A 22505-nucleotide genomic window follows, 5' to 3' on the forward strand; every position below is an offset into this window, starting at 1 on the left:
GAGGGAAGACCGCGCCAGCAAGGTGCGATTTCGCCCGATTATCGATCAAACGCACTGTTTGACTACAACGAGGCGGGCGTCGTGGCAAGCCACCACAAGAAAAGGGTACGGGGTTTGCCCCAATATGCCGGACGTCAGGGTGGTCGGCCCCAACGAAACAGGGACAGACTTAACCGATAGGCATATCGTTGCGTTTTTCTTAAGTTTCTCGATTCGACCGCACGCTAGCGTGAAGCACCCATTGGCTGATTCTGCGAGAGCACGCTGCGAATCGCGTAGTAGAGGTCTCGAGCCGTAGTGGTCAGGGCGTGTCGGTCAATGCAAACCAGGTAGATGGGATACTCGGGGATGCTTTCTTCGATCATGACCTGCATCAGGTCTTCAATGAGCCCCTTGGGCAGCGTGTTCTCCATTCCCGCTTCACTGAGCGTCATGAACCCATCCGCATGGTGCAATAGATCAAGGGCCAACAGGACCGATGAACACTCGGTTATCCGCTGTGGGGCAGGTATCTCATTGTCTTCAAACATCTGGTAGAACTGAGACGAGTGATCGTCGATCGCATCGAGGCTGATCCAGTTCGCAAACTGCAACTGGCGCAGCGAGTGGGAGTGGCGAAGTGGATTGTTTTTTCGACACACCACCAGACCCCGCATGCGGCTCAGCGCTTCCCAATCCAGGTTGAGCCTTTGTGTATGCTGCTGCGAAGTGATGGCGAAATCCAGGGTGCCGTCCCGCAGTCGCTGCAGCATCTGGTTGGGACGAAGGTCCACCAGGCGGATGCGAACACGGGGATTTTTCGTCTGGAACCCGGCGATGCATTCTCCCAGTCCTTTGAGCACGGATGTCAGGGACGTGACACCGATGGTGACTTCACCGACCTGCATATCCCTGATGTTTTCAGCCTCCAGTTGTAGCCGTCGCATGCTCTCGACTGTCAACTGTGCATGGCGAATGATGCGACGGCCTTCGTCGGTGAGCGACATCCCCCTGTGGGAGCGTTGCAGCAGGGCCAGGCTCAGCTCGCTTTCAAGGTCCTTGATCGATCGGCTGATGGCTGGCTGGGTGACATGCAGAATCTGCGAGGCCTCACTGATGCTTCCGGTCTGGTGGATGGCTACCAGTGCCTTGATTTGATGGAGTTTCACGTACTGACAGGTCCTTGCGGTGCGATGAAGATTCAATCGCTTGCATAGTGTCATGCCTGTCACAGCTGCAACAATGCGATGGCAATCTGAAGAACCCCGGAATCAGCGCTGCTGGCGGACGCTTGTGACTGCAAGCCCCATGAGCCAAAAAGCCAGGCATCGTTTCTCTCGCGATATCACCCTTTGCACAAAGCGGATAGCGATAAGCGCAAAGCGGATATTGCCACTCTCACAGTCTCAATACCTTCCACTTGCTTCCTGCGTAACGGTGCTTTACATGGCGCGCAACAATGCTGCCGCCACGCCTTGCCTCGTTCATAACAACAATAAGAGCACACTGATCCTGAGCTGCACCTGGACGTTGCTGTGAGTGACCTGGAGACAAGTATGGATAATAAAATTCTGGCGCGATTGGCCCTGGTTGCAGCTGGCGGCGCGGTGCTGCTGCTCGCTGCCGGCAATGGCCTGCACCTGATATATGCCGGCATCATCGACCTGTTGCTGGTGGCAGCGGCGGTGCTTTATCACCGTCAGCCAGTGCGGGTGGTTGAAGTGCTCGTACAGCGGGAGCCGGAACCGATGATTTGCAGCGAGCCGGTCCCGCTCGTGTCGTTACCAGTGGTCGAGCCCGCTTGGCCGGGGGCTCAAGTAAAGGTGGCACTTGAACACCTGACGCGAGTGGTGCTGCAAACTGAAGAAGACATGCGCTTTGCCAACCAGTTGGCGCGTGGCGCGGGCGAGCGGGTACAGGCCAGTGCGGTGAGCATGCAGTCTTCGGCTGCGGTGCTTGGGGACCTTGATCAGTATCTGCAGCGCCTGGACCAGGTGTTCGACGAGTTGGGCAGCCAGTCGGTACGCATCGGTGCGATTGTCGGCAGCATCCAGGACATCGCCCGGCAGACCAACCTGCTGGCACTCAATGCCGCGATCGAGGCCGCACGGGCCGGTGATCATGGCCGCGGTTTCGCAGTGGTGGCGGACGAGGTCCGTAATCTGTCGCGCCAGGCAGCGGACTCCAGTGCGCAAATCCGGCAGATTGCCACAGGCCTGGAAAAGTCGGCCCAAGATGCCCGTCAGGGGCTTGAACAGCTTACCGATTCAACGCGCCTGGGCCTGGACAAGGCCGAGGTCGCCTTGCAATCGATGGGGGAGTTACGCAGTGGTGCGGTGGCCAGGCTGGAAGTGGTCGAGCGCATCATGCAGCGTTTGGCCAGCTTGCACGAGCTGGCGCTGCAGGCAACCCGGATAGCGGCCTGAGCAGGCTGACTATTCTTCCCCGTTCGACCCAGGGCGACAACGTCGACATGACGTTCAATTTCAGCCTGCGTCCGGCTGCCCGCAAACAAGCAACCCAACGCAGCCACGTTGCCGGACAAGCTTGAAGCCGTCCGGCACATGGCTGCGTGGCCACGCAAACTCGAGCCGTTATCGAATCAACGGCACGCCACTGAGCGTTTGCAAGTCCTCAAAGCTGATATCGGCAACGATCTCCCGCACCTTCAAGCCTTGGGCAGTCACGTCCAGAATAGCCAGGTCGGTATAAATACGAGTCACGCAGCCAATGCCGGTCAGCGGGTAGGTGCATTGCGGCACCAATTTGCTTTCGCCAGTCTTGGTCAGGTGATCCATCATGACGAACACCTGGCGTGCGCCTGTCGCGAGGTCCATCGCGCCGCCCACTGCGGGAATGGAACCTTCGGCGCCGGTGTGCCAGTTGGCAAGGTCGCCGCTGACCGAAACCTGGAAGGCGCCCAGCACGGCAATATCGATGTGCCCACCGCGCATCATCGAGAACGAATCGGCGTGGTGGAAATAGGCACCACCGGGTAGCAGCGTCACATGCTGCTTGCCCGCGTTGATCAGGTCATCGTCTTCCTCGCCCGGTGCAGGACTCGGGCCCATGCCCAGCACACCGTTTTCACTGTGCAGGAACACTTCCTTGTCACCCAGGTAGTTGGCCACCAGCGTGGGCACGCCAATGCCCAGGTTCACGTAAGAGCCTTCGAGAATATCGTCGGCCACACGTTGGGCCATTTCGCTACGCGATAGTTTTTTCATGACAGTCATGGCGGGCCTCAGTTGACGTTGGCATTCGAGATAGGGGCGAGCGGCACTGCAACCACGCGCTGAACGAAGATCCCCGGGGTGACAATGTGTTCGGGGTCCAGCTCTCCCAACTCGACGATCCGGTTGACCTGGGCGATTGTCGTTTTCGCTGCCATCGCCATGATCGGTCCAAAATTTCGCGCGGCTTTGCGATAGGTGAGGTTGCCCCAGCGATCGCCCTTTTCGGCCTTGATCAAGGCGACATCAGCGTGCAACGGCATTTCCAGCACATAGTTACGACCGTCGATTACCCGAGTTTCCTTGCCTTCGGCCAGCAACGTGCCATATCCGGTAGGCGAATAAAACGCACCGATTCCAGAGCCTGCCGCACGAATACGTTCCGCCAGATTGCCCTGCGGCACTACTTCAAGCTGCACCTTTCCCGCCAGGTAGAGTTCGTCGAATACATAGGAATCGGATTGGCGCGGAAACGAACAGATGACCTTGGCAACGCGCCCGGCCTTGAGCAAGGCGGCCAGGCCGATTTCACCATTGCCGGCATTGTTGCTGATGATGGTCAGATCGCGAGCGCCCGAGGCGATGACGCCATCCACCAGCTGCGACGGCATCCCGGCCGTGCCGAAGCCACCCACCATGATGACCGAACCATCGGCAATACCGTCCAGTGCAGCAGCGACGGATTCAAATGTTTTATTGATCAAGGCTTACTCCTGTTTTCAAGTTGGCCGAACAGAATGCTCTGACGCCAAACCGCATGAATTCATGGTTACTGCAACGATGTGCATAGGGTGCCAAACAATGGGCGCAGGCGGGTGTCCTGGCAGGAGATGTCGTGCGATTAGCGAACGAAACCGTAACCCGAAGGCTTCGCTTAGAACTTTGAGCTGTGCAGCGGTGTCCAGACCCTTACATCTACCGGGCCGATGGCCTGGATCACCTATTCGCCATATCCACGGTTTGAGTGGACTGCCCACTCTCAACTCGCTGGCGAGTGCTGGCGTTGCACATTGAATAAGGCTGTAGCGCGAGGGGGGCTGGCTTGGAATACATCGATCTTGTGCAATGGCCCGCTATGGTGGTCACGGTGATCTCGGCCTGGTTCGTCGGTTCCCAACGACCACGCCGACGGATGATCGCTTTTTGGGGGTTCATCGCAAGCAATGCGTTGTGGGTTGTCTGGGGCCTTCACTCGCACGCTTATGCGTTGATCGTACTTGAGTGTGTTCTTCTAGGGATGAACGCCCGGGGTTTCAGAAAGAATCTCAAGGGTTCGAGGGTATCCCGGGATCCTGATGCTACGGGGCTCTAGAGTTCTTTTTGAACCCACGGAGATTCATCAGGAACAGGCAAATCTGTAACACGATAAGGGCATGAGCTTGCGCATAAATGCCCCAAATCACCCATAGCACGTTACTCAAGCTGAACAATACGAACCCGGTCATTCGCCTTCCAGGGCGCTGTGATCCGATCAGCCACGCCGCAAGTACCGTGACGAACATCGCCGGCCATTGAACCCAATCAAGATTGTCCAAATGCTCCACCTTCATGGCGAAGGTACTGATCGCGGTTGCGAACAGCTCGGCCTGAGTAAGCTAGGGCGTAAAGCCCTAGCAAATACCAGGATGTCACTTTTTCTTTTTCGTGGACTTTTCTGCTTTCTCTGATTTCTTGGCCTTTTCTGGCTTGCTATCAGCTTTTTTTGCAGATTTCTTTGGTTCGGCATCTTTTTTCTTGTCTTTCTTTTCGGAAGACTTCGAAAGAGCCGAGGCCGCAGCTGATTTCTTCGCCGGTGATGCCTTTTTGTCTTTCAAATCCTTGCTTGCTTTCGAAGCGTCACCTTTGCTTTTCTTCTCGTCTTTAGCCACGTCGATCACCTCTCGGAGTATGCCGTTATTGGCACATTGCCTGTGCAATTCATCACAAGCTGATCATTAGGCGGGCACGTCCCAAAGCGGTTCAAATTAATTTAATACTGAGGGTTCGGCCTTGGCGGTGGCTCCTGCCACGCGCCTATGTTTTCGTTACCCCAGGCACATCCATGTTTATCTTGCGCCATGCGGCTTCGGAGAAGCTGTAGGCCGAAAAGGCGATCAATCCCAAAGCCATCACCATCAGAATCAAACCGCCAACAGGCAGGTTCTGAAGGGCATCGAGCGCTTCCTTCATGCCGGGTGGATCCGTGGCTTGATAACGGGAGCCGCTGATCGCCAGCAGCAGGGCGATCTCAATAAACACCACGCCGCGAGCCATGAGTCCGAAACGAGCCACCGGACGGACGTATCGCATCACGTCCTCATCAGCCTCAAGATACTTCTCGAACGACGCTTTCCATCCTTTGATGATGTGAGCAATTCCTACGCCTAATGGAACGAGCGCCACGAGGTAGACGACCACGTTTGAGTGATCCCAGGACAAAAGATGCGCCAGTAGATCCTTCGTCTCCCCAGCTCCGGCATTACCTGAGCTTCTGACGCCGCTAATGAGCAGCCCTAAGGCAAAAAACGCAAGAGCACCATTGAGTAAACCGCCCGCCAACAAACCCGCACGAATCACCAATCCCTTTAGTTTCGTACCGTGATGATCGACGTCGCGAATGGCTTGCAGCACTCGCCACCCTGCGAAGGCCAGCAGACCCGCCACCACTAGCCCAACCAGGACATATCCGAATGGCTGGCTCAACAACGCTTCAAGGCTCTTGTGGCTGTCCTTCGGTTTTGTTGAATCTTGAGCCGCCAGCAGCGCGAAGATACCAATGATCAGATACAGAACGCCGCGAGCGGCATATCCGCCCCGAGCGAGGACGACAAGGGTGTGTTGAGCGGACATTCGGTTATTTCCGTGGACGTGTACAAGAGCAGACCTATCGCTTCGGCAAGGGTTCGATAAAGGTCGAGTTCTTCAATCACTCAGAATGGACACTCTGTAGTGGGCAACTAATCCCGGACACGGCGTTCAGTTCTTTCTCGGCCTTAGCTGGGGCCAGTCCGTTGTTGAATGGTGCGGTCTAATCCCACTGCGATGTTTCACATAAAGGGGCAACTGTGTGACGAAACACTTCCAAGTCGGTGCTTTTGTCGCCACGCAGACGTAGATGAAGTGTTGCCGATCAGCTACCGAAGTATTTGAAAATTGGCCGTTGACTTGCCATCGGCACCCGGTTAATTTCCGAGCATGACTTTCACCGTATTGCGCTGCCAGCCAAGCATTATTACCGCCATTCCTCATTTGGCGGGCTAGCTCACGACTGCAGCACCCAACCCGCCCTGGAGGCGGGTTTTCATTTTCTGTCTCGGGGCTCTGATCAATGTCAGGAGACGATCATGCCCAGTACGCTCGCCCAACACACCCTACTTGAGCAGTACGTCAAAAAGATCCTCGCCGCGCCGGTTTACGAACTGGCCGTGCATACGCCCCTGCAGCCGGCACCTGCATTATCCTTGGCCTTGGGTAACCAGATCCTGCTCAAGCGCGAAGATCTTCAACCGACCTTTTCCTTCAAGATCCGAGGGGCCTACAACAAACTGGTCAACTTGAGCGCGGCGCAAAAGAACCGTGGAGTGATCACCGCTTCCGCGGGCAATCATGCCCAGGGGGTGGCATTGGCCGCACGGCAACTTGGCATCGACGCCATGATTGTCATGCCCACCACGACGCCAGCGTTGAAGGTGTCAGGTGTCCGTAGTCGTGGCGCCCAGGCACTGTTGCACGGCGAAAGCTTTCCGTTTGCCTTGTCTCATGCACTAGAACTGGCAAGCCAAACCGGCAAAACGTTTGTTTCGCCTTTCGATGATCCGGATGTGATTGCCGGGCAGGGCACGGTCGCCATGGAAATACTGCGTCAGCATCAAGGAGGGCTGGATGCCATCTTTGTTCCGGTGGGCGGTGGCGGTTTGATCGCCGGCATCGCGGCTTACGTTAAATACTTGCGGCCAGAGGTGCGCATCATTGGCGTCGAGTCGCAACATTCAGCCTGTTTGGATGCAGCCCTCCAGGCCGATGATCGAGTGGTGCTGCCAAGTGTGGGTACCTTTGCCGATGGCGTGGCGGTCGCGCAGATCGGCGCCCACGGCTTTGAGGTGTGCAGGTTTTGCGTCGATGAGGTACTGACTGTCAGTAACGACGAGCTTTGCATCGCGATGAAGAATATCTACGACGATACACGCTCTATCACTGAGCCTTCTGGCGCCCTGGCCGTTGCTGGCATCAAGAAATACGTTGCGCGAACGGGTGTGCGGGATCAGACGCTGATTGCCATCGACTCCGGTGCCAATATCAATTTCGACGCTTTACGCCATGTGGCCGAACGCGCTGCATTGAGTGAGGCATCAGCGTAATGCCGGATTCCAGGGCGGGTTAATCCGGCCATGGGTCATTGCTCCCACTGTTCCAGGAGGATGGAGACGAATTTTTCCGCTGCCGGGGAGAGGGAGGCGCCCCGTCGGTAAACCAGTCCCAACGAACGGTTCACAACAGGCTCGGTCAAAGGGATGCTCACCAACGTTGGATGATCCACTGCAGGCATCGCCAGGCTCGGCATTGCCGAAACGCCTAATCCAGCTTCTACCAGACCCAGCGATGTAGACAGGTGTTGCACCTCATAAAACCACTGCGGACGCCAGCTCAAGCCCGACAGAGCGTGGTCGAGCAACATTCGGTTGCCGCTCAGGCGACCGACCCCGATCAGGCGGTAATTGCTGAGTTCAGACCAGGTGACGGAGCTTCGTTTGGCCAACTCATGATCGCGTCGACATGCCAGGACAAAAGGCTCGTTGACCAACGGCACGAATTCTATGTCCGGGTGCTGGCCGCTCATCATGTTGATGCCAAAGTCGGCTTCGCCGCGCAGGACAGCCTCCAGTCCTTCGTTCGCACTCAGGTCAAGCAAGCGAATGCGAATTTGTGGATAGCGCTCGTTGTAGAGGCGGATGACCGATGGCAGAAAGTAGAAGGCAGCGGTGGGGATGCAGGCCAGGGTTACCCGGCCGCTCTGGCGCTCCGCCAGCTCCCGGATGTTGAGTATCGAGTCGTCGAAGTCATCCAGTAAGCGTCGTGCCTTGGGCAGGAAGTCTCGCCCGACACTGGTGAGGCTTACCCGTCTTGTCGTGCGATCGAGGAGCGCTGTTCCCAATCCTTCTTCTAGCTTTTTCATCCTGCGACTCAACGCCGGTTGAGAGAGATGCAACGCATCGGCTGCTTCGTGGAAACTGCCAAGTTCTGCGATCTTCACGAAAGATCGGATGTCATTAAGCTCATAATTCACTTTTTTTATCCCCTCAGAGGAACGTTGTTCAGCCCGGTCATCCTAGGTTTATCATTCGTCAAACGCAATAATCAGGCTGATATTTGCATTGGAAACAATTTTGAAAGCCTGCGACTCTTGCTCACAAGACATCAATAACCCCCATTGATCAACAAGAGTCAGTATTCATGCAACGAATTCCCTGTGTGCTAATGCGCGGTGGTACTTCCAAGGGCCCAGTGTTTCTCGCCTGGGATTTACCTGTTGCGATCGCAGAGCGTGATGAACTGCTGCTGAACCTTATGGGTTCTGGACATGAGCTGGAAATTGACGGTATCGGTGGCGGCAGCCCACAAACCAGCAAGGTGGCGATCGTCAGCCCGTCGCTGCATCCTGAGGCAGATGTCGACTATTTGTTCGTTCAGGTCATGGTGTCCCAACGTCGAGTCGACACCGCGCCCAATTGCGGCAACATGCTCTGCGCCGTTGGCCCGTTCGCCATCGAGCAAGGGCTGGTCAAAGCCTGCAAAGACCTGACCCGTGTGCGTATTCGCAACCTCAATACCGGGACTTTTGTGAACGCCGAGGTTCAGACCCCCGGTGGCACGGTCAGCTATGAAGGCGACACCGCCATCGATGGTGTGCCGGGTACCGCCGCGCCTGTGCAACTGACGTTCCTGGATGCTGCGGGCAGCAAGACCGGTAAACTTTTCCCGACGGGGCGAACGCAGGATTTTATCGACGGTATCGCAGTGACCTGCATCGACATGGCAATGCCGATGATGATCGTCGAAGCCGGCCAACTGGGTAAACAGGGTGATGAAAGTCCTGCTGAGCTGGATGCCGACAAAGAGTTCTTGCGTCGCCTGGAGTCCTTGCGACTGCAAGCCGGCCTGGCAATGGGCCTGGGTGATGTCAGCGATAAAGTGATTCCCAAGCCCGTGCTGGTATCTCCGGCCAAGGCTGGCGGCACAATCCAGGTGCGCTACTTCATGCCCCACAACTGCCACCGGGCCTTGGCGATCACCGGTTCCATCGGCCTGGCCACTGCTTGCGTCACGCCAGGCAGTGTGGTCGCGCAATTGCTTGGCGGGGTTAGCGAGCCGCGCTTGAAGCACGTACGCATTGAACATCCAAGTGGTGGAATAGATGTCGTTTTGTCCTACACCGGCGATCAGGGTGAGACCATTCGCGCCTCGGTGGTACGTACAGCGCGCCGGCTGTTCTCCGGTTTTGTCTACGCCGCGGCTTCCCAACGACTCGCCGGATAATTCCCCCTAGTCATTGCCGTTTTTGCATCAGCACAATTCTAAAAATGGGTGATGCCATGAAAATCGTAAAATCGCTCTACTTCCAGATCCTCCTCGCCGTGTTGTTGGGCGTGCTCGTCGGACATTTTTGGTCGCAACAGGCCATTGCCTTGAAACCGCTGGGTGATGCCTTCATCAAGCTGATCAAGATGATGATCGCTCCGGTGGTGTTCTGCACCATCGTCACCGGCATCGCCGGCATGAGCGACAAACGCTCCCTCGGCCGCCTGTTGAGCAAGACCATGCTGCTGTTCCTGGCGCTGACCGTGATCAGTTTGATCATCGGCCTGGTGTCGGTCTACCTGTTCAAGCCCGGTGTGGGCATGAACATTGACCCCACCCAGTTAAGCACCAAGGGCCTGTCGCAGTACACCGATTCTGCCGCGAAGCTGGGAGTGGTCGAGTTTTTCATGCACATCATCCCGGATACGTTCATCGGGGCTTTCAATAAAGGTGAAGTACTGCCGGTGTTGTTCATCGCAGTGCTTAGCGGTTTTGCACTCTCGGCCATCGGCGAGCGTGGCAAGCCGGTACTGGATGTACTGGAGTCTGCCTCGCACATGGTGTTCAAGATCTTCTCCTACCTGATGCGCTTCGCTCCGATCGGTGCCTTCGGCGCCCTGGCGTTCACCGTAGGCCAGTACGGTATTACATCGCTGGGCTCGTTAGCCAAGTTGATCATGACGTTGTACATCGCCTGTGCGTTCTTCGTCTTTGTGGTGCTGGGGAGCATTTGCCGAGCCAATGGTTTCAGCCTCTGGAAGTTGCTGCGCTACTTCCGTGAAGAATTCCTGGTGGTGTTGGGAACGTCTTCCACTGAGCCTGTGATGCCGCGGATGCTGGAAAAGCTGCAAGCCCTGGGTTGCAAGAAAGGTGTGGTGGGGTTGGTGCTGCCAACAGGTTACTCGTTCAACCTCGACGGTACGGCGATCTACCTCTCGCTGGCAGCAGTGTTCATTGCCCAAGCCTGCAACATCGAACTGGGCCTGACCCAGACCGTGACCATGCTGGCGATCATGCTCTTGTCCTCCAAGGGGGCAGCGGGTGTCACCGGCGCCGGTTTTGTCGCGCTGGCTTCGACACTCACCGTGATCCATGACATTCCCCTGGCCGGCCTCGCCCTGCTGATCGGTATCGACCGATTCATGTCGGAAGCCCGGGCATTGACCAGTCTGGCAAGCAACGCGGTGGCTACCGTGGTGATGTCCATCTCGGAGAACGCCTGCGATCGCGAGACCCTGATGCGCACCCTGGACGGCACACCTTTGCCCGCGGTAACCCCTACCCAAGTCCAGAAGCCGGACTGGGACGGCCTGAAGGTCACGGAACACGTCTGACCGGTCACGGCTGAATCGAGCTCCCTTAAATACCTCAATGAACACCCCCCGCCAGGTTACGTTGATCGTGCCATCTGGCGGGCGCGGGGTCGTGCGTCTGTGCGCCGGCCACGCTACTCATAAGAACAAGAGAACTTACCTATGCTCGCATTGCTTGGCTTGGCCATGGTGGTGGTCTTCACCGTCCTGATAATGACCAAACGGTTGTCGCCGATTGTCGCCCTGACAGTGGTGCCGATTGTGTTTGCCGTCATTGGCGGTTTTGGGGGCACTACCGGCAAGATGATGCTCGACGGCTTGAAAATGGTCGCACCTTCGGCCGCGCTCCTGCTGTTCGCGATCTTGTTTTTTGGCTTGATGATCGACGCCGGCCTGTTTGACCCGCTGATTCGCAAGATCCTCAAACGCGTCAACGGCGACCCGATGAAAATCGCGGTCGGCACAGCGTTGCTGTCGCTGCTGGTGGCCCTGGATGGTGATGGCACCACCACCTACATGATTACCTGTGCGGCAATGCTTCCCCTGTACAAACGTATCGGGATGAATCCAATGATCCTGGCGACCATTGCCATGCTTTCTCTGAGCATCATGAGTGGCATGACCCCTTGGGGAGGGCCCGCGACCCGAGCGATCGCGGCGCTGGGCCTGGATGCCGGCGCCTACTTCGTGCCGTTGCTGCCGACCATGATCGGCGGTGCAATGTGGGTGGTCTTCACCGCCTTCCTGCTGGGGCGTGCCGAGCGCAAGCGTATCGGTAATATCCAACTGGAAAGCGGCGGCGGTGATTGCTACATCAAGGCGATTCTTGAAGACACTCCGCACAAGCGCCCGAAGCTGGCCTACGTCAACCTGCTGTTGGTGATCGTGGTGATGGTCGCGCTGGTGATGGGGATCATGCATTCCGCAATCCTGTTTCTGATCGGGTTCGTACTGGCGCTGATGATCAACTATCCGCAACTGGATATTCAGAAGGAACGCATCCTTGCCCATTCGGGCAACGCGATGACAGTCGTACTCCTGGTGTTTGCCGCCGGTATCTTTGCCGGGATTTTTTCGGGCACCAAGATGGTGGACTCGCTGGCGCAAACCCTGGTTGACTGGATTCCACCGTCTTGGGGGCATCTGTTCCCACTGGTCGTGGCGATTACCAGCATGCCGCTGACCTTCGTCCTGTCCAACGATGCTTACTACTTCGGTGTGGTGCCCATCCTGGCGAATGCCGCCGCGGCGTATGGCATTGATCCGGTGGAGATCGCCCGCGCATCGATTCTCGGCCAGCCAGTACACCTGATGAGTCCGTTGGTGGCTTCAACCCTGTTGCTGGTGGGCATGGTTGATCGCGATATCGGCGACTTCCAGAAAGCCACCGTCAAATGGGCGGTGCTCACTTCCCTGGTGATTACCGCGCTAGCGCTGTTGACCGGGGCGATCAGTCTGTTTACCTGATTCCCCCAACTCCATTGCATTTTCCTGACGCGCCTCGCCAGTGAGGCGCGCGCTGTCCTGCACTCCAAAAAAACAACAATGAGTAGCTTGTCATGACCACTTTGCACACCCAACGGGCGCTGTTTCCACTTCTTTGTCTGTTGCCGCTGGCCAGTGCCAGTGCGCAAGGATTTATCGATGACAGCAAGCTCAAGCTGCAACTGCGCAATGTCTATTTCAATGAAAACTTCCGCGACGAGCATGGTTTGAGTGCCAAATCGGCAAGGACGGCCAAGAGCGAGCGAACCGAGTGGGCCCAGGGATTCCTGTTGGATTACCAGTCAGGGTTTACCCCCGGCACCATCGGGTTTGGTGTGGATGCCCTTGGCCTGCTCGGGGTCAAGCTTGACTCCGGCCGGGGCCGCAGCGGCACTGGCTTGTTGCCCGTCCATGATGACGGACGTGCGGCTGACGAGTTTTCAAGCCTGGGCATGACCGCCAAGGCCCAACTGGCCAAGACCACGGCCAAATACGGCACCTTGTTACCCAAGACTCCGGTGCTGATTTACAACGATGCGCGACTATTGCCGCAAACGTTCCAGGGCACACAGATCAGTAGCGGCGACATCGACAACCTCACCCTCACCGGGGGCTACCTGGATCGATTCAAACAGCGTGACTCCACCGACAGCATGCCGATTGTGCCCGACGGTTATGGCGGTGATAAATCAGGCGACTTCAGCTACGCAGGGGCCGAATACAAGCTGGGGAAAACCATTCGCTTGAGTTACTTCTACGGCGAGCTGGAAAATTTCTACCGTCAGAATTTTGCGGGTATCCAGCACGATCTTCCGTTGGGCGGCGGCGTGCTGACCAGTGATTTGCGCTACTTCAACAGTGTTGATACCGGTTCTGCCTACAGCGGCAAGATCGACAACAACATGCTGAGCGGGCAACTGTCCTACGCCATCTCCGGCCATACCTTCGGTGGCGGATACCAGACCCTGAGTGGTGATGCTGGTTTGCCCTTTATCAGTGGCGCTACGGTTTACTCGTTCAGCAACGCCGGGATAGGCAAGTTCGTCGAGGAAGATGAAAAAACCTGGATGCTCAATTACGGCTATAACTTTGCTGCCGTTGGTGTGCCAGGCCTGACGTTCTCCACCCGCTATTTAAGCGGCAACGACGGTAAATCCAACACCACCGTAAAAGAGTGGGAGCGTGATGCCGAACTGGCTTACGTCGTGCAGCAAGGCACCTTCAAAGGCCTGGGTGTGCGGTTGCGTAACTACGTTTACCGCTCGGATTATTCCCGTGGCCGAGACAGCAACCGGGTCTACTTTACCTACGACATCGTTCTTTGGTGATCCCCTGATCGCGGCCTCGCGCCCCCGTAATGTTGTTTGCTCTGGTTTTAGGTTTGGGCACCGAGGAGCAGGGCTCTGCAAAGGATAGGTCGGTTGTTGGCCTGCATTGAGACGAAGATCAGTCAATGCAGGCCAGGGCGCGATATTTATTCAGCGCAAAGCCCTGAATTACGCCGAAACCCCTGTTTGATCAAGCGTTGACTGGCACAGCTTTTTGCCTGCGATACAAGATCGTCGTCGCTGTGAACCCACACAGCGCAGCAAACATCAGCCAGTAGGCGGGCGACGCCTTGTCACCTGTTGCCTGCACCAGGATTGTTGAAATGGCGGGCGTAAAACCGCCAAACACAGCCGTTGCCAAACTGAATGCCAGCGAAAATCCTACGACTCGTACATTCTGTGGCATTACCTCGGTCAAAGCCGCAACCATCGCGCCGTTGTAAATCCCAAAGAAGAAAGAGAAGTACAGCAGCACGGCGAGCAGTCGTTCGAAGCTTGCCGCCGCGGCCAGCCAATGCATGGCGGGATAGGCGGTGAAGATGCACAGCAAGCTGACCGCCAGCAACAAGGGGCGGCGTCCAATGCGATCAGAGATCGTACCGCCGATGGGCAGCCAGATGAAGTTGCTCAGGCCGACGAACAGCGTGACCACCAGACTGTCGCTGGTGCTCAGGTTCAGTACAGACCGGCCGAAAGTCGGGGTGTAGACGGTAATGAGGTAGAACGTGGTGGTGGTCATCGACGCTAACAGACCGCCAGCCAGTACCGTGCGCCAGTTGTCGCGCATCGAGCGAAAGACTTCACTGGCACTTGGGTGATGGCTGCGCGCTTTGAAAGCATCGGTTTCCTGTAGCGAGCGGCGAATGATGAAGATGAACGGGATAATCAGGCAACCAATGAAGAATGGGATACGCCAGCCCCATGCTGCAACGTCGGCAGCGTCCATGGACGCGTTAATCGCATAACCCAATGAAGCCGCAAGAATGATTGCCACTTGTTGGCTGGCCGACTGCCAACTGGTAAAGAAACCCCGGCGTCCGGGCGTGGCGATTTCAGCCAGGTACACGGAAACACCCCCCATTTCCGCACCCGCGGAGAATCCCTGCAACAATCGCCCGAGCAACACCAATATCGGCGCTGCGATGCCTATGCTGGCGTAGCCGGGCACCAACGCGATCAATACCGTTCCGGCAGCCATGATCGACAGTGTCACGATCAATCCCTTGCGCCGTCCCACCTTGTCGATGTACGCCCCCAGCACGATAGCGCCCAACGGACGCATCAGGAACCCCGAGCCGAATACGGCGAAGGTCATCATCAGCGAAGCGAACTCGCTGGTGGCGGGGAAGAATGTCTGCGAGATGTAGGTCGCGTAGAACCCCAACAGAAAGAAGTCGAACTGTTCGAGAAAATTGCCGCTGGTGACCCGCAGAATGGCGCCCAGTTTCGACCCCTTGGATCGGGTGTCTTGAGTTGTTGTTTTCATCATGGCTACCGTGGTGATCAATATTGTTTTTGGAATGGATGGCTCAACGATCAGTCGCTTCCAGCGTTGATCGGATTCGGTTGGCGTTTTTCGATGGAGTATTTGAGCAGCGCGGCGCTGCGGAAGATGCCATGGGCGAATTTGCTGTAGGGCATGGTCAGGAAAAACGCCATGACCAGGCCGAGATGGATCGCCAGCAACAGGCCCAGGGCAGTGGTATCGCGAAACGCGAGAAGTGCGAGGCCGCTGGCGCTTACTAGAAACAGCAGCGCGATAAAGCCGCGATCCATGGGTTTCTGATTTTCGTCGCCGTGCTCGGGGTGGCGACGCAGGTTCAGCCACAACAGGCCTGCGGGGCCGATCAGCAGGCCGAGCCCGCCGGTGATACCCAGCATTACCGGCAAGCTCAGGACAGGGTAGGGCGCCGACCAGTCCAACAGGAAATGGTAGAGCGTGGCGACACCCGTGGCGGCGAAGCACAGCATGAAGCCGTAGAAGGTGAAGTGGTGGAAGCGCCGCCGCCACTGGGTGAATTGATCATCGGCGTTATTGCAGCCCTCGCCATGACCCCCGTCCAGGTATTTGAGTCGGGCGACGTTGGCCGTGGCTTCCAGCGCAGCGGCTGTCTTTTCCTGGTGGGGTGCATCCGCCGGTGAAACGTTGCGCCAGAAGCGTCGCACGCCAATCGTCAAAGCCAGTACCGCGAAGCCGAAGACCGCACCGAACATCAGTGCCAGGGTGTTATGCGGGAAGATCCCATAGAAATTCCCCCCGGGCATTGCGGTAAACAGATTGCCCATGGCCAACAACGTGAGGCAGAGAAACAGCGCGAGCCCTGCACCGGATGCCAGCGCCAAAGTCAGTCCGTTGCGCCGGTACAACTTGCCCATCACCTGTGGCCAGGCGTACTCGGCGTAAGTGTCGAGGCGGACCTTGGCCATGGCCTTGGGCACATTGATTTCGAACTCGTGAGGGGCAGCATACTGACAGGCATGCAGGCACGCACCGCAGTTATGGCACAGGTTCGCCAGGTAATGGATATCCGCCTGAGAAAACTCCAGACGCCTTGTCATGGCCGGGAATACAGCGCAGAAGCCCTCGCAATAACGACAGGCATTGCAAACGGTCATTTGTCGCTGGACTTCGCTTTCTTCAAGGTTGAGTACCGGTATCAATTGACCCGGTGCCTGGGGATCAAACAGCTGCATGTTGGGGCTCCGTGGATGAAGAGGTAAGGAAGCCGGCCGCAGCCGCGGCTTGCACACCGGCGATGCGACCGAATGCGGTACCGATGGCCATGCCGATGCCGGCGGTATAGCCCTTGCCCAATACGTTGCCCGCCATCATTTCTCCTGCGACAAACAGGTTGGGGCTAGGCTTGCCGTTGAAGTGAACGGCGGCGGTTTCGTCGGTAGCGAGACCTAAATAGGTGAATGTCACGCCGGGCTTGAGTGGGTAGGCGCAGAACGGTGGCTTTACCAGCGGGCGGGCCCAATGGGTTTTGGCGGGTGCCAAACCCTCGGTGTGGCAATCGTCCAGTGCGGTGTGGTCGAACGTGCCGACGCGGCAGGCCGCGTTGTATTGCTCGATGGTTTTGACGAATTGGGTAACGGGAAGCTTCAACTGGCGGGCCAGATCTTCCAACGAGTTGGCTTTAGTGCCCGGAAACACAGGCGGCATGAACCGGCCGAGGGCTTGTTGGTCGATGATCGAGTAAGCCTGTTGACCGGGTTGACCCGCGACCAGGCGCCCCCAGATCGCATACCGCTTGGGCCAGAAGTCTTCGCCCTCGTCATAGAAGCGTTCACCGTCGCGATTAACCACCACGCCCAGCGATACGCAATCGATACGGGTACAGATACCTCCGTCATACAGGGGGGCGCGCGCGTCGATGGCCACCATGTGCGCTTGCGTCGGGTCACCAATGAAATCGGCACCGAGGGCCTGCATGCGCCGAAGCAGTACGCCGGTATTGAAACGCGTCCCGCGAATCAGAAAGTTGTCTGAAGGCCATTCTCCGCGCTCGTTTTGACCCCAGGCTTCGCGGAGCCATTCGCGGTTGGATTCGAATCCGCCAGCGGCCAGAACGCAGGCTTTGGCCTGGATACGCTCGGCGGGAAAGCGCTGACCATCGACCTCACGTTCACCGATGCACGCCGCGACGAACTCCCCACCCTTCAACTCAATGTCAGTGACTTGTGCGTTGTAGCGGATCTTGACGCCCAGCTGCTCGGCGCTGCGGAAGTAGGCATTAACCAACGCTTTGCCGCCGCCCATGAAAAACGCATTGGTGCGCGCAACATGTAGGGCACCAGACAACGACGGCTGAAAATGCACACCATGGGAGCGCATCCAGTCACGGCAGTTTGACGAGGCGCGGATGACAATACGAGCAAGCTTTTCGTTGGTAATCCCACCGGTGACTTTCAGCAGATCCTGCCAATATTCTTCCTCGGGATAGGCATCGACCAGTACATCTTGCGGCGCGTCGTGCATGCAGCGCAGGTTTCGGGTGTGTTGCGAGTTGCCGCCGCGCCAGATCTTCGGTGCGCCTTCCAGCAGCATCACGCTAGCGCCGGCCTCTCGCGCCATCAATGCTGCACACAAGGCGGCATTGCCACCGCCAATTACTAATACGTCGATCATCATCACTCCTCAATCGCAAGGAGGCATGAACGAAGTGCTCCTCGCGAGTGGGGAGAAGGTAGAGCTGTCAGCTTATTGTCGAAAGGCGCGAAATGAGTTGGGGTGTTTAGTTTTCGTAAAGGCTTTTCCGGTTGGCGCTCATCGTAAAGCCGGGGCAGGGGGGATGGAGATCATGGCGCGACGTCTTCGATCCACGAAGCGCCCGGCCACTGATGATCAATCACCAACTGTCGCGCGACATCAGTGATGACCACCCGCGCCGCCAGAGCAGCGGGAGACAGCTCATCATCAGGCAGTGTCGCCAGCAGGTTTCGTCGACCCACGTGAGCATCGGAAATTTCCACCACTGAAAGTCCCGACTCACCCTTGAGCGCCGCTGCCGCACCGGGCTGGATGGTGGCGGCATGACCTGCGCGAACGGCGTTCATCAATACGGCAAGACCATCCACTTCCATGATGATGTTGGGCGCCAATCCCGAACGTTCAAACGCAACCATCAGCGTAGAACGCAAACCGTGTTGCACACTCGGCATCACCAGTGGAAGTTGACCCAGATCCGCGAGTTGCACACTGGTTCCCTGGGGTGCGTGGAGCAGGTGAGGTGAGCTGATGACAAATAGTTTCTCGTCGAGCAGCGGTGTCACGCTCCAGCGCTTACCCCCTTCGAGTTGGAACAGAATGGCCAGGTCGATCTGGCGAGCATTGAGTTGCGTGGCCAAATGCCCGGACAGCATCTCGACCAGGTGCAATTGAATATCCGGGTAGCGCTCTCGCATCGCGTTGATCAATGGCAGGGCGAGAACAGTGGCAGTCGTGGGCGCCATTCCGACGGTGACATACCCACTCATTCGCCCACGGTGAGCCGCCATGATCGCATTGTCGGCCTGCCGCAAACACAGCTGGGCATGGTGCAGGAACGCCATACCGGAGCTGGTTGGTGTGACGCCAGTGGTGGTGCGATTAAGGAGGCGGGTTGACAGTTCACTTTCAAGTTTCGCGATCTGTTGGCTAAGGGCTGATACGCCCACGTCCAGTTCAAGCGCTGCGCGTCCCAGGCTGCCGTGTTCGAGGATTTTTACGAAATAACGCAGTTGTCTTAATTCCAAGCGTTGCTGCTCCAGGTCAATTTGTTGTTGGAATGCCTACGTCTGAAGACTACCTATGGCAGCATTCCGGGCAGTAGTGCACTTCCTCCCGGCCGTGAGCCCACTTCTTCCTCCATGTGAAGGGAACGCCGCATGCCAGGCATGCTTTGACAGGCGTTCACTCTTTTTCAGAATGACTCACCTTCATCTAGTTTCGCGAGCAAAAATTGGCCACGTTGCCATAACGCCTGCTGCCTGGATTCAGGCATGCGATCAAGGTTCTTATAAATCATGCTCATGCGCTGATTGCCACGCAGAAGGTCACCGTGACGCATCAGGAAATGCCAGTAGAGCGAGTTGAACGGGCAAGCGTCGTGCGTCGTACTTTCACTGACTTTGTAAGCGCAGTTACGGCAGTAGTCAGACATTCGCTTTATATATTGGCCACTGGCGCAATAAGGCTTGGAGCCCACGTAACCGCCATCGGCGTGCATGACCATCCCCAACGTATTCGGCAGTTCGACCCAGTCGAACGCGTCCATGTATATCGCCAGGTACCAGTCGCAAATCTGGCTCGGCACGATGCCGGCCAGCAGCGCAAAGTTGCCGGTCACCATCAGGCGCTGGATATGATGGGCATAGGCGTGTTTCAAACTTTGACCAATCGCCTGGCTCATGCAGTTCATCTTCGTAGCGCCTGTCCAATAGAACTCCGGAAGCGGCCTGCTGTTGCCAAACAGATTGCCGCCGGCGTACTCGGGCATTTTCAGCCAGTAGACGCCTCGCACGTATTCACGCCAGCCGATGAGTTGGCGAATAAAACCTTCGGCAGCGTTCAGCGGAATCCTGTGCGCCCAGTAAGCAGCTTCCACGTCATTGCACAATTCACGCAGATCCAACAGGCCAATATTGAGTGCAGCGCTGATCCGCGCGTGGAACAGGAAGGGCTCATCACTGGCCATCGTATCTTGGTAGTCGCCGAAGGCTGCCAGGCCCCAATCGAGGAAATAGTCCCACAACGCCTGGGCATCGGCGTGGGTTACCGGGTAGTCAAAGGTGTCGAGGACGCCATAGTGGCTGGAGAAATTCTTTACGACCAGCGCCAGCACTTCCTGGGTAATCGCATCTGCCGAAAAGCGCACGGGCGAGGGGGGGCTCACGCCTTTGGGTAATGCCTTGCGGTTTTCGGCATCAAAGTTCCAGGAGCCGCCGACCGGGCTGCCGTCGCCATTGAGCAACAGGCCACTCTTGCGCCGCATCTCTCGGTAGAAGAACTCCATGCGCAGTTGTTTTTTATCTTTGGCCCAGGACGAAAATTCGGCGCGGCTGCACAGAAAACGGCTATCGCTATGCCATTGGATCGCTAAGCCGCAGTCCTTGAGCGACTGCTCCAAGCGCCAGTCACCACACTCAGTCAGGTGCAGTTCCTCTGCGTGCAGCAGCGTCTGCCAGCGGCGCAATTCGCCCGGCACCGTTCCGCTATTGTGTGGGTCATCAAGGGTGACGTACTGCACGCGGATGCCACGCTGCTTCAACGCTTCGGCAAAATGGCGCATGGCGCTGAAGATCAGGGTGATTTTTTGCGGGTGATGGGGCACATGGCTGGCTTCCTCCATTACCTCCACCAGCAAAACCGTATCCTGCTCCGCATCCAGCCCTTTCAATGAGGCCAGGTCGAAGGACAATTGATCGCCCAAGACCAGGTATAGTCGGTGAGTCTTGTTCATTTGACAGGATCCAGCGTAAGTGTGACTTACCAAGGCGCAGCCAGGGAGAAAGGAATGCGCAACGGCTCGATGGGACCCTCACGTGAGCCGCACATCTCGTCATGGACACACTGCTGCACAAGCACGCATGGAAATGGCGGGACAAGCTGCATTAACTCACGCAGGTGATTGATGGAGCGAAGGTGCATAGGCTTCGCTACATCGTCCAGTAACGTTAACTGGCCGTGATCCAGCCTGACTCGCGCCAGATAAAAACCGCCCTCCAGCGACAGCAACTCCAACTCGCGCACTTCGCCATTCGTGGCCCGTTCGGTCAACGCTTGCAGATTCAAGGTTCACTCCCTGCCTACCAAGGTAGGCGTTCACCGTTATAAGCAAAGAAATTGCCGCTGTCCGCGGGCCCCAAGCGGTCAATCAGCGATAACAATTCATGGGCAGCAATAGTTGCCGGCCTGGCTGCAGAGGCGCCACGAAAGGGTTGTGACAGGACGGAAATGACGGTGCCGGGATGTAGACTCAACAAGCGGGCATGAGGACGCGTTCTTGCCAGTTCGATGGCAGCGGTTTTAATCAGCATGTTCAACGCCGCCTTGGAGGCGCGATATGCATACCAGCCGCCCAAACGGTTATCGCCGATACTACCCACCTTGGCGGAGAGCACAGCCATCGCGCCACGAGGGTCAAGCAAGGGCAGAAAGTGTCGCAAAACCAGCGCAGGCCCGAGTGCGTTGACTTGGAATACTGCCAGTAACGCATCCGCTTCAATTGCGGAGTAACTCTTTTCTGGCTTGATTTCATCACGATGGAGCAGACCCGCAGCATGCACAATCAACTGGTACGGGGCTTCTTCAGATAATGCGCCAGCCGCCCTGGCGATACTTTCGGGCTTTTCAAGATCCAATCCTGGAACACTGTTGCGTCCCAGCTCACGAACAACCGAGCATTTTGGATCTTCGTTGAGCAACTCACAAAACGCCGAGCCGAGCGCTCCATTGGCGCCTATCACCAAGGCACGGTAGCCCTCGCCAAGGGAGTTCATCCTCAAGGAACTGTTCATTTAGCCTCTGCGCAGACAGACATGATTTTTTGGCGCTAACCGATTCGCCCTATCAATTGGAGAAATTCGTGACGCGTAGCGGACGACTCGCGAAAGGCGCCCAGCATCACCGATGTGGTCATCACCGAGTTTTGCTTCTCCACGCCTCGCATCATCATGCACATGTGCTTTGCCTCAATAACCACTGCCACGCCCGCTGCATCGGTCATGTGCTGAAGAGCGTCGGCAATTTGTTTGGTGAGGTTTTCCTGAATCTGTAAGCGGCGGGCATACATATCGACTATTCGTGCGACCTTGGACAGCCCTAATACCCTCCCTGTCGGGATGTACGCGACATGAGCTTTGCCGATGAAGGGCAGCATGTGGTGCTCGCATAATGAATACAGTTCGATGTCGCGCACGATGACCATTTCGTCGTTCAGCGATTCGAACAGTGCGCCGTTGATGACTTCCTCCAGAGTCATCGTGTAGCCGTTGCACAGGTACTGCATCGCTTTGGCTGCACGCTTGGGCGTGTCCAGCAGTCCTTCACGCTCAGGGTTCTCGCCTACGGCGACGAGAATTTCACGGTAATGCTCGGCTATTGATGGGTTCATTTAGATTCCTCGCAG

21 protein-coding genes and 2 pseudogenes are annotated in these 22505 nt (G+C 57.0%); 7 read left to right on the forward strand and 16 right to left on the reverse strand.

Features of this window, described 5'->3' with window-relative positions; genetic code table 11:
- Nucleotides 1–224: 224 nt before the first annotated feature.
- Nucleotides 225–1148: a LysR substrate-binding domain-containing protein gene (locus CGA21_RS06985; protein WP_188263853.1), complete on the reverse strand. Its 924-nt coding sequence runs from the start codon at nt 1146–1148 to the stop codon at nt 225–227.
- Nucleotides 1149–2003: 855 nt separating this feature from the next.
- On the opposite strand from CGA21_RS06985, the pseudogene CGA21_RS30325 reads away from it, so the two are divergent.
- Nucleotides 2004–2405: pseudogene (locus CGA21_RS30325) on the forward strand (methyl-accepting chemotaxis protein); the annotation flags it as partial.
- Between the two features lie 168 nt (nt 2406–2573).
- On the opposite strand, the gene CGA21_RS06995 reads toward CGA21_RS30325, so the two are convergent.
- Nucleotides 2574–3215: a 3-oxoacid CoA-transferase subunit B gene (locus tag CGA21_RS06995; protein WP_188263854.1), complete on the reverse strand. Its 642-nt coding sequence runs from the start codon at nt 3213–3215 to the stop codon at nt 2574–2576.
- An 8-nt stretch (nt 3216–3223) separates the two neighbouring features.
- Nucleotides 3224–3916 (reverse strand): 3-oxoacid CoA-transferase subunit A, encoded by a 693-nt coding sequence (locus CGA21_RS07000; RefSeq protein WP_168758081.1) that lies wholly within the window; start codon nt 3914–3916, stop codon nt 3224–3226.
- Nucleotides 3917–4287: 371 nt separating this feature from the next.
- Here CGA21_RS07000 and CGA21_RS29875 point away from each other — a divergent pair, with 371 nt between their 5' ends.
- Nucleotides 4288–4524, forward strand: coding sequence for a hypothetical protein (locus CGA21_RS29875; RefSeq protein ID WP_411157062.1), 237 nt, complete (start codon nt 4288–4290; stop codon nt 4522–4524).
- Here the strand turns inward: CGA21_RS29875 and CGA21_RS29880 are convergent.
- The 3 genes from CGA21_RS29880 to CGA21_RS07010 all read right to left on the reverse strand — a co-directional run bounded on the left by CGA21_RS29880 (nt 4511) and on the right by CGA21_RS07010 (nt 6041).
- Nucleotides 4511–4762, reverse strand: coding sequence for a hypothetical protein (locus CGA21_RS29880; RefSeq protein WP_411157059.1), 252 nt, complete (start codon nt 4760–4762; stop codon nt 4511–4513). The genes CGA21_RS29875 and CGA21_RS29880 overlap by 14 nt on opposite strands.
- A gap of 78 nt (nt 4763–4840) precedes the next feature.
- Nucleotides 4841–5089 carry a hypothetical protein gene (locus tag CGA21_RS07005; protein WP_042955357.1) on the reverse strand — a complete coding sequence of 83 codons (249 nt, stop codon included), beginning with the start codon at nt 5087–5089 and terminating at the stop codon, nt 4841–4843.
- A 136-nt stretch (nt 5090–5225) separates the two neighbouring features.
- On the reverse strand, nt 5226–6041 hold the full coding sequence (locus CGA21_RS07010; RefSeq protein ID WP_110750166.1) for a DUF1206 domain-containing protein: 816 nt from the start codon (nt 6039–6041) through the stop codon (nt 5226–5228).
- A 494-nt stretch (nt 6042–6535) separates the two neighbouring features.
- Between CGA21_RS07010 and ilvA the strand changes: the two genes are divergently transcribed.
- Nucleotides 6536–7549: a threonine ammonia-lyase, biosynthetic gene (gene ilvA, locus CGA21_RS07015; RefSeq protein WP_110750163.1), complete on the forward strand. Its 1014-nt coding sequence runs from the start codon at nt 6536–6538 to the stop codon at nt 7547–7549.
- A 35-nt stretch (nt 7550–7584) separates the two neighbouring features.
- Here the strand turns inward: ilvA and CGA21_RS07020 are convergent, their stop codons facing one another.
- The gene (locus tag CGA21_RS07020) at nt 7585–8475 is read right to left on the reverse strand and encodes a LysR family transcriptional regulator (RefSeq protein WP_110750162.1); all 891 of its coding nucleotides are present in this window, start codon (nt 8473–8475) and stop codon (nt 7585–7587) included.
- A 167-nt stretch (nt 8476–8642) separates the two neighbouring features.
- Between CGA21_RS07020 and CGA21_RS07025 the strand changes: the two genes are divergently transcribed.
- From CGA21_RS07025 to CGA21_RS07040, 4 genes are all read left to right on the forward strand, one after another.
- Complete coding sequence (locus CGA21_RS07025; protein WP_188263855.1) at nt 8643–9725, forward strand: 4-oxalomesaconate tautomerase; 1083 nt, start codon at nt 8643–8645, stop codon at nt 9723–9725.
- Between the two features lie 44 nt (nt 9726–9769).
- Nucleotides 9770–11101, forward strand: a complete 1332-nt coding sequence (gene dctA / locus CGA21_RS07030; protein ID WP_110750160.1) for a C4-dicarboxylate transporter DctA — start codon at nt 9770–9772, stop codon at nt 11099–11101.
- Between the two features lie 141 nt (nt 11102–11242).
- The gene (locus CGA21_RS07035) at nt 11243–12547 is read left to right on the forward strand and encodes a CitMHS family transporter (protein ID WP_020797484.1); all 1305 of its coding nucleotides are present in this window, start codon (nt 11243–11245) and stop codon (nt 12545–12547) included.
- A 92-nt stretch (nt 12548–12639) separates the two neighbouring features.
- The gene (locus CGA21_RS07040) at nt 12640–13893 is read left to right on the forward strand and encodes an OprD family porin (RefSeq protein ID WP_110750159.1); all 1254 of its coding nucleotides are present in this window, start codon (nt 12640–12642) and stop codon (nt 13891–13893) included.
- Nucleotides 13894–14083: 190 nt separating this feature from the next.
- Here CGA21_RS07040 and CGA21_RS07045 read toward each other — a convergent pair whose 3' ends face one another.
- From CGA21_RS07045 to folE, 9 genes and pseudogenes are all read right to left on the reverse strand, one after another.
- Nucleotides 14084–15382: an MFS transporter gene (locus CGA21_RS07045; RefSeq protein WP_188263946.1), complete on the reverse strand. Its 1299-nt coding sequence runs from the start codon at nt 15380–15382 to the stop codon at nt 14084–14086.
- Nucleotides 15383–15429: 47 nt separating this feature from the next.
- Nucleotides 15430–16587, reverse strand: coding sequence for a tricarballylate utilization 4Fe-4S protein TcuB (gene tcuB, locus CGA21_RS07050; protein ID WP_110750157.1), 1158 nt, complete (start codon nt 16585–16587; stop codon nt 15430–15432).
- Nucleotides 16574–18025, reverse strand: coding sequence for an FAD-dependent tricarballylate dehydrogenase TcuA (gene tcuA / locus CGA21_RS07055; RefSeq protein WP_188263856.1), 1452 nt, complete (start codon nt 18023–18025; stop codon nt 16574–16576). Before tcuA ends, tcuB begins: the two co-directional genes overlap by 14 nt.
- A gap of 170 nt (nt 18026–18195) precedes the next feature.
- Nucleotides 18196–19131, reverse strand: a complete 936-nt coding sequence (locus CGA21_RS07060; protein WP_110750156.1) for a LysR substrate-binding domain-containing protein — start codon at nt 19129–19131, stop codon at nt 18196–18198.
- 49 nt (nt 19132–19180) lie between these two features.
- A pseudogene (locus CGA21_RS07065) lies at nt 19181–19285 on the reverse strand (DUF2256 domain-containing protein); the annotation flags it as partial.
- Between the two features lie 13 nt (nt 19286–19298).
- Nucleotides 19299–20837, reverse strand: a complete 1539-nt coding sequence (locus CGA21_RS07070) for a cryptochrome/photolyase family protein (protein ID WP_188263857.1) — start codon at nt 20835–20837, stop codon at nt 19299–19301.
- A gap of 26 nt (nt 20838–20863) precedes the next feature.
- Nucleotides 20864–21169: a DUF6482 family protein gene (locus CGA21_RS07075; protein WP_110750154.1), complete on the reverse strand. Its 306-nt coding sequence runs from the start codon at nt 21167–21169 to the stop codon at nt 20864–20866.
- Nucleotides 21170–21183: 14 nt separating this feature from the next.
- A complete protein-coding gene (locus CGA21_RS07080; protein WP_188263858.1) occupies nt 21184–21894 on the reverse strand; it encodes an SDR family oxidoreductase in 711 nt (236 codons plus the stop codon).
- A 35-nt stretch (nt 21895–21929) separates the two neighbouring features.
- Nucleotides 21930–22490, reverse strand: coding sequence for a GTP cyclohydrolase I FolE (folE, locus tag CGA21_RS07085; RefSeq protein ID WP_110750152.1), 561 nt, complete (start codon nt 22488–22490; stop codon nt 21930–21932).
- Between the last annotated feature and the right edge of the window lie 15 nt (nt 22491–22505).

The sequence above is a fragment of the Pseudomonas sp. PSB11 genome (assembly GCF_014596605.1).
Classification (GTDB): Bacteria; Pseudomonadota; Gammaproteobacteria; order Pseudomonadales; family Pseudomonadaceae; genus Aquipseudomonas; species Aquipseudomonas umsongensis.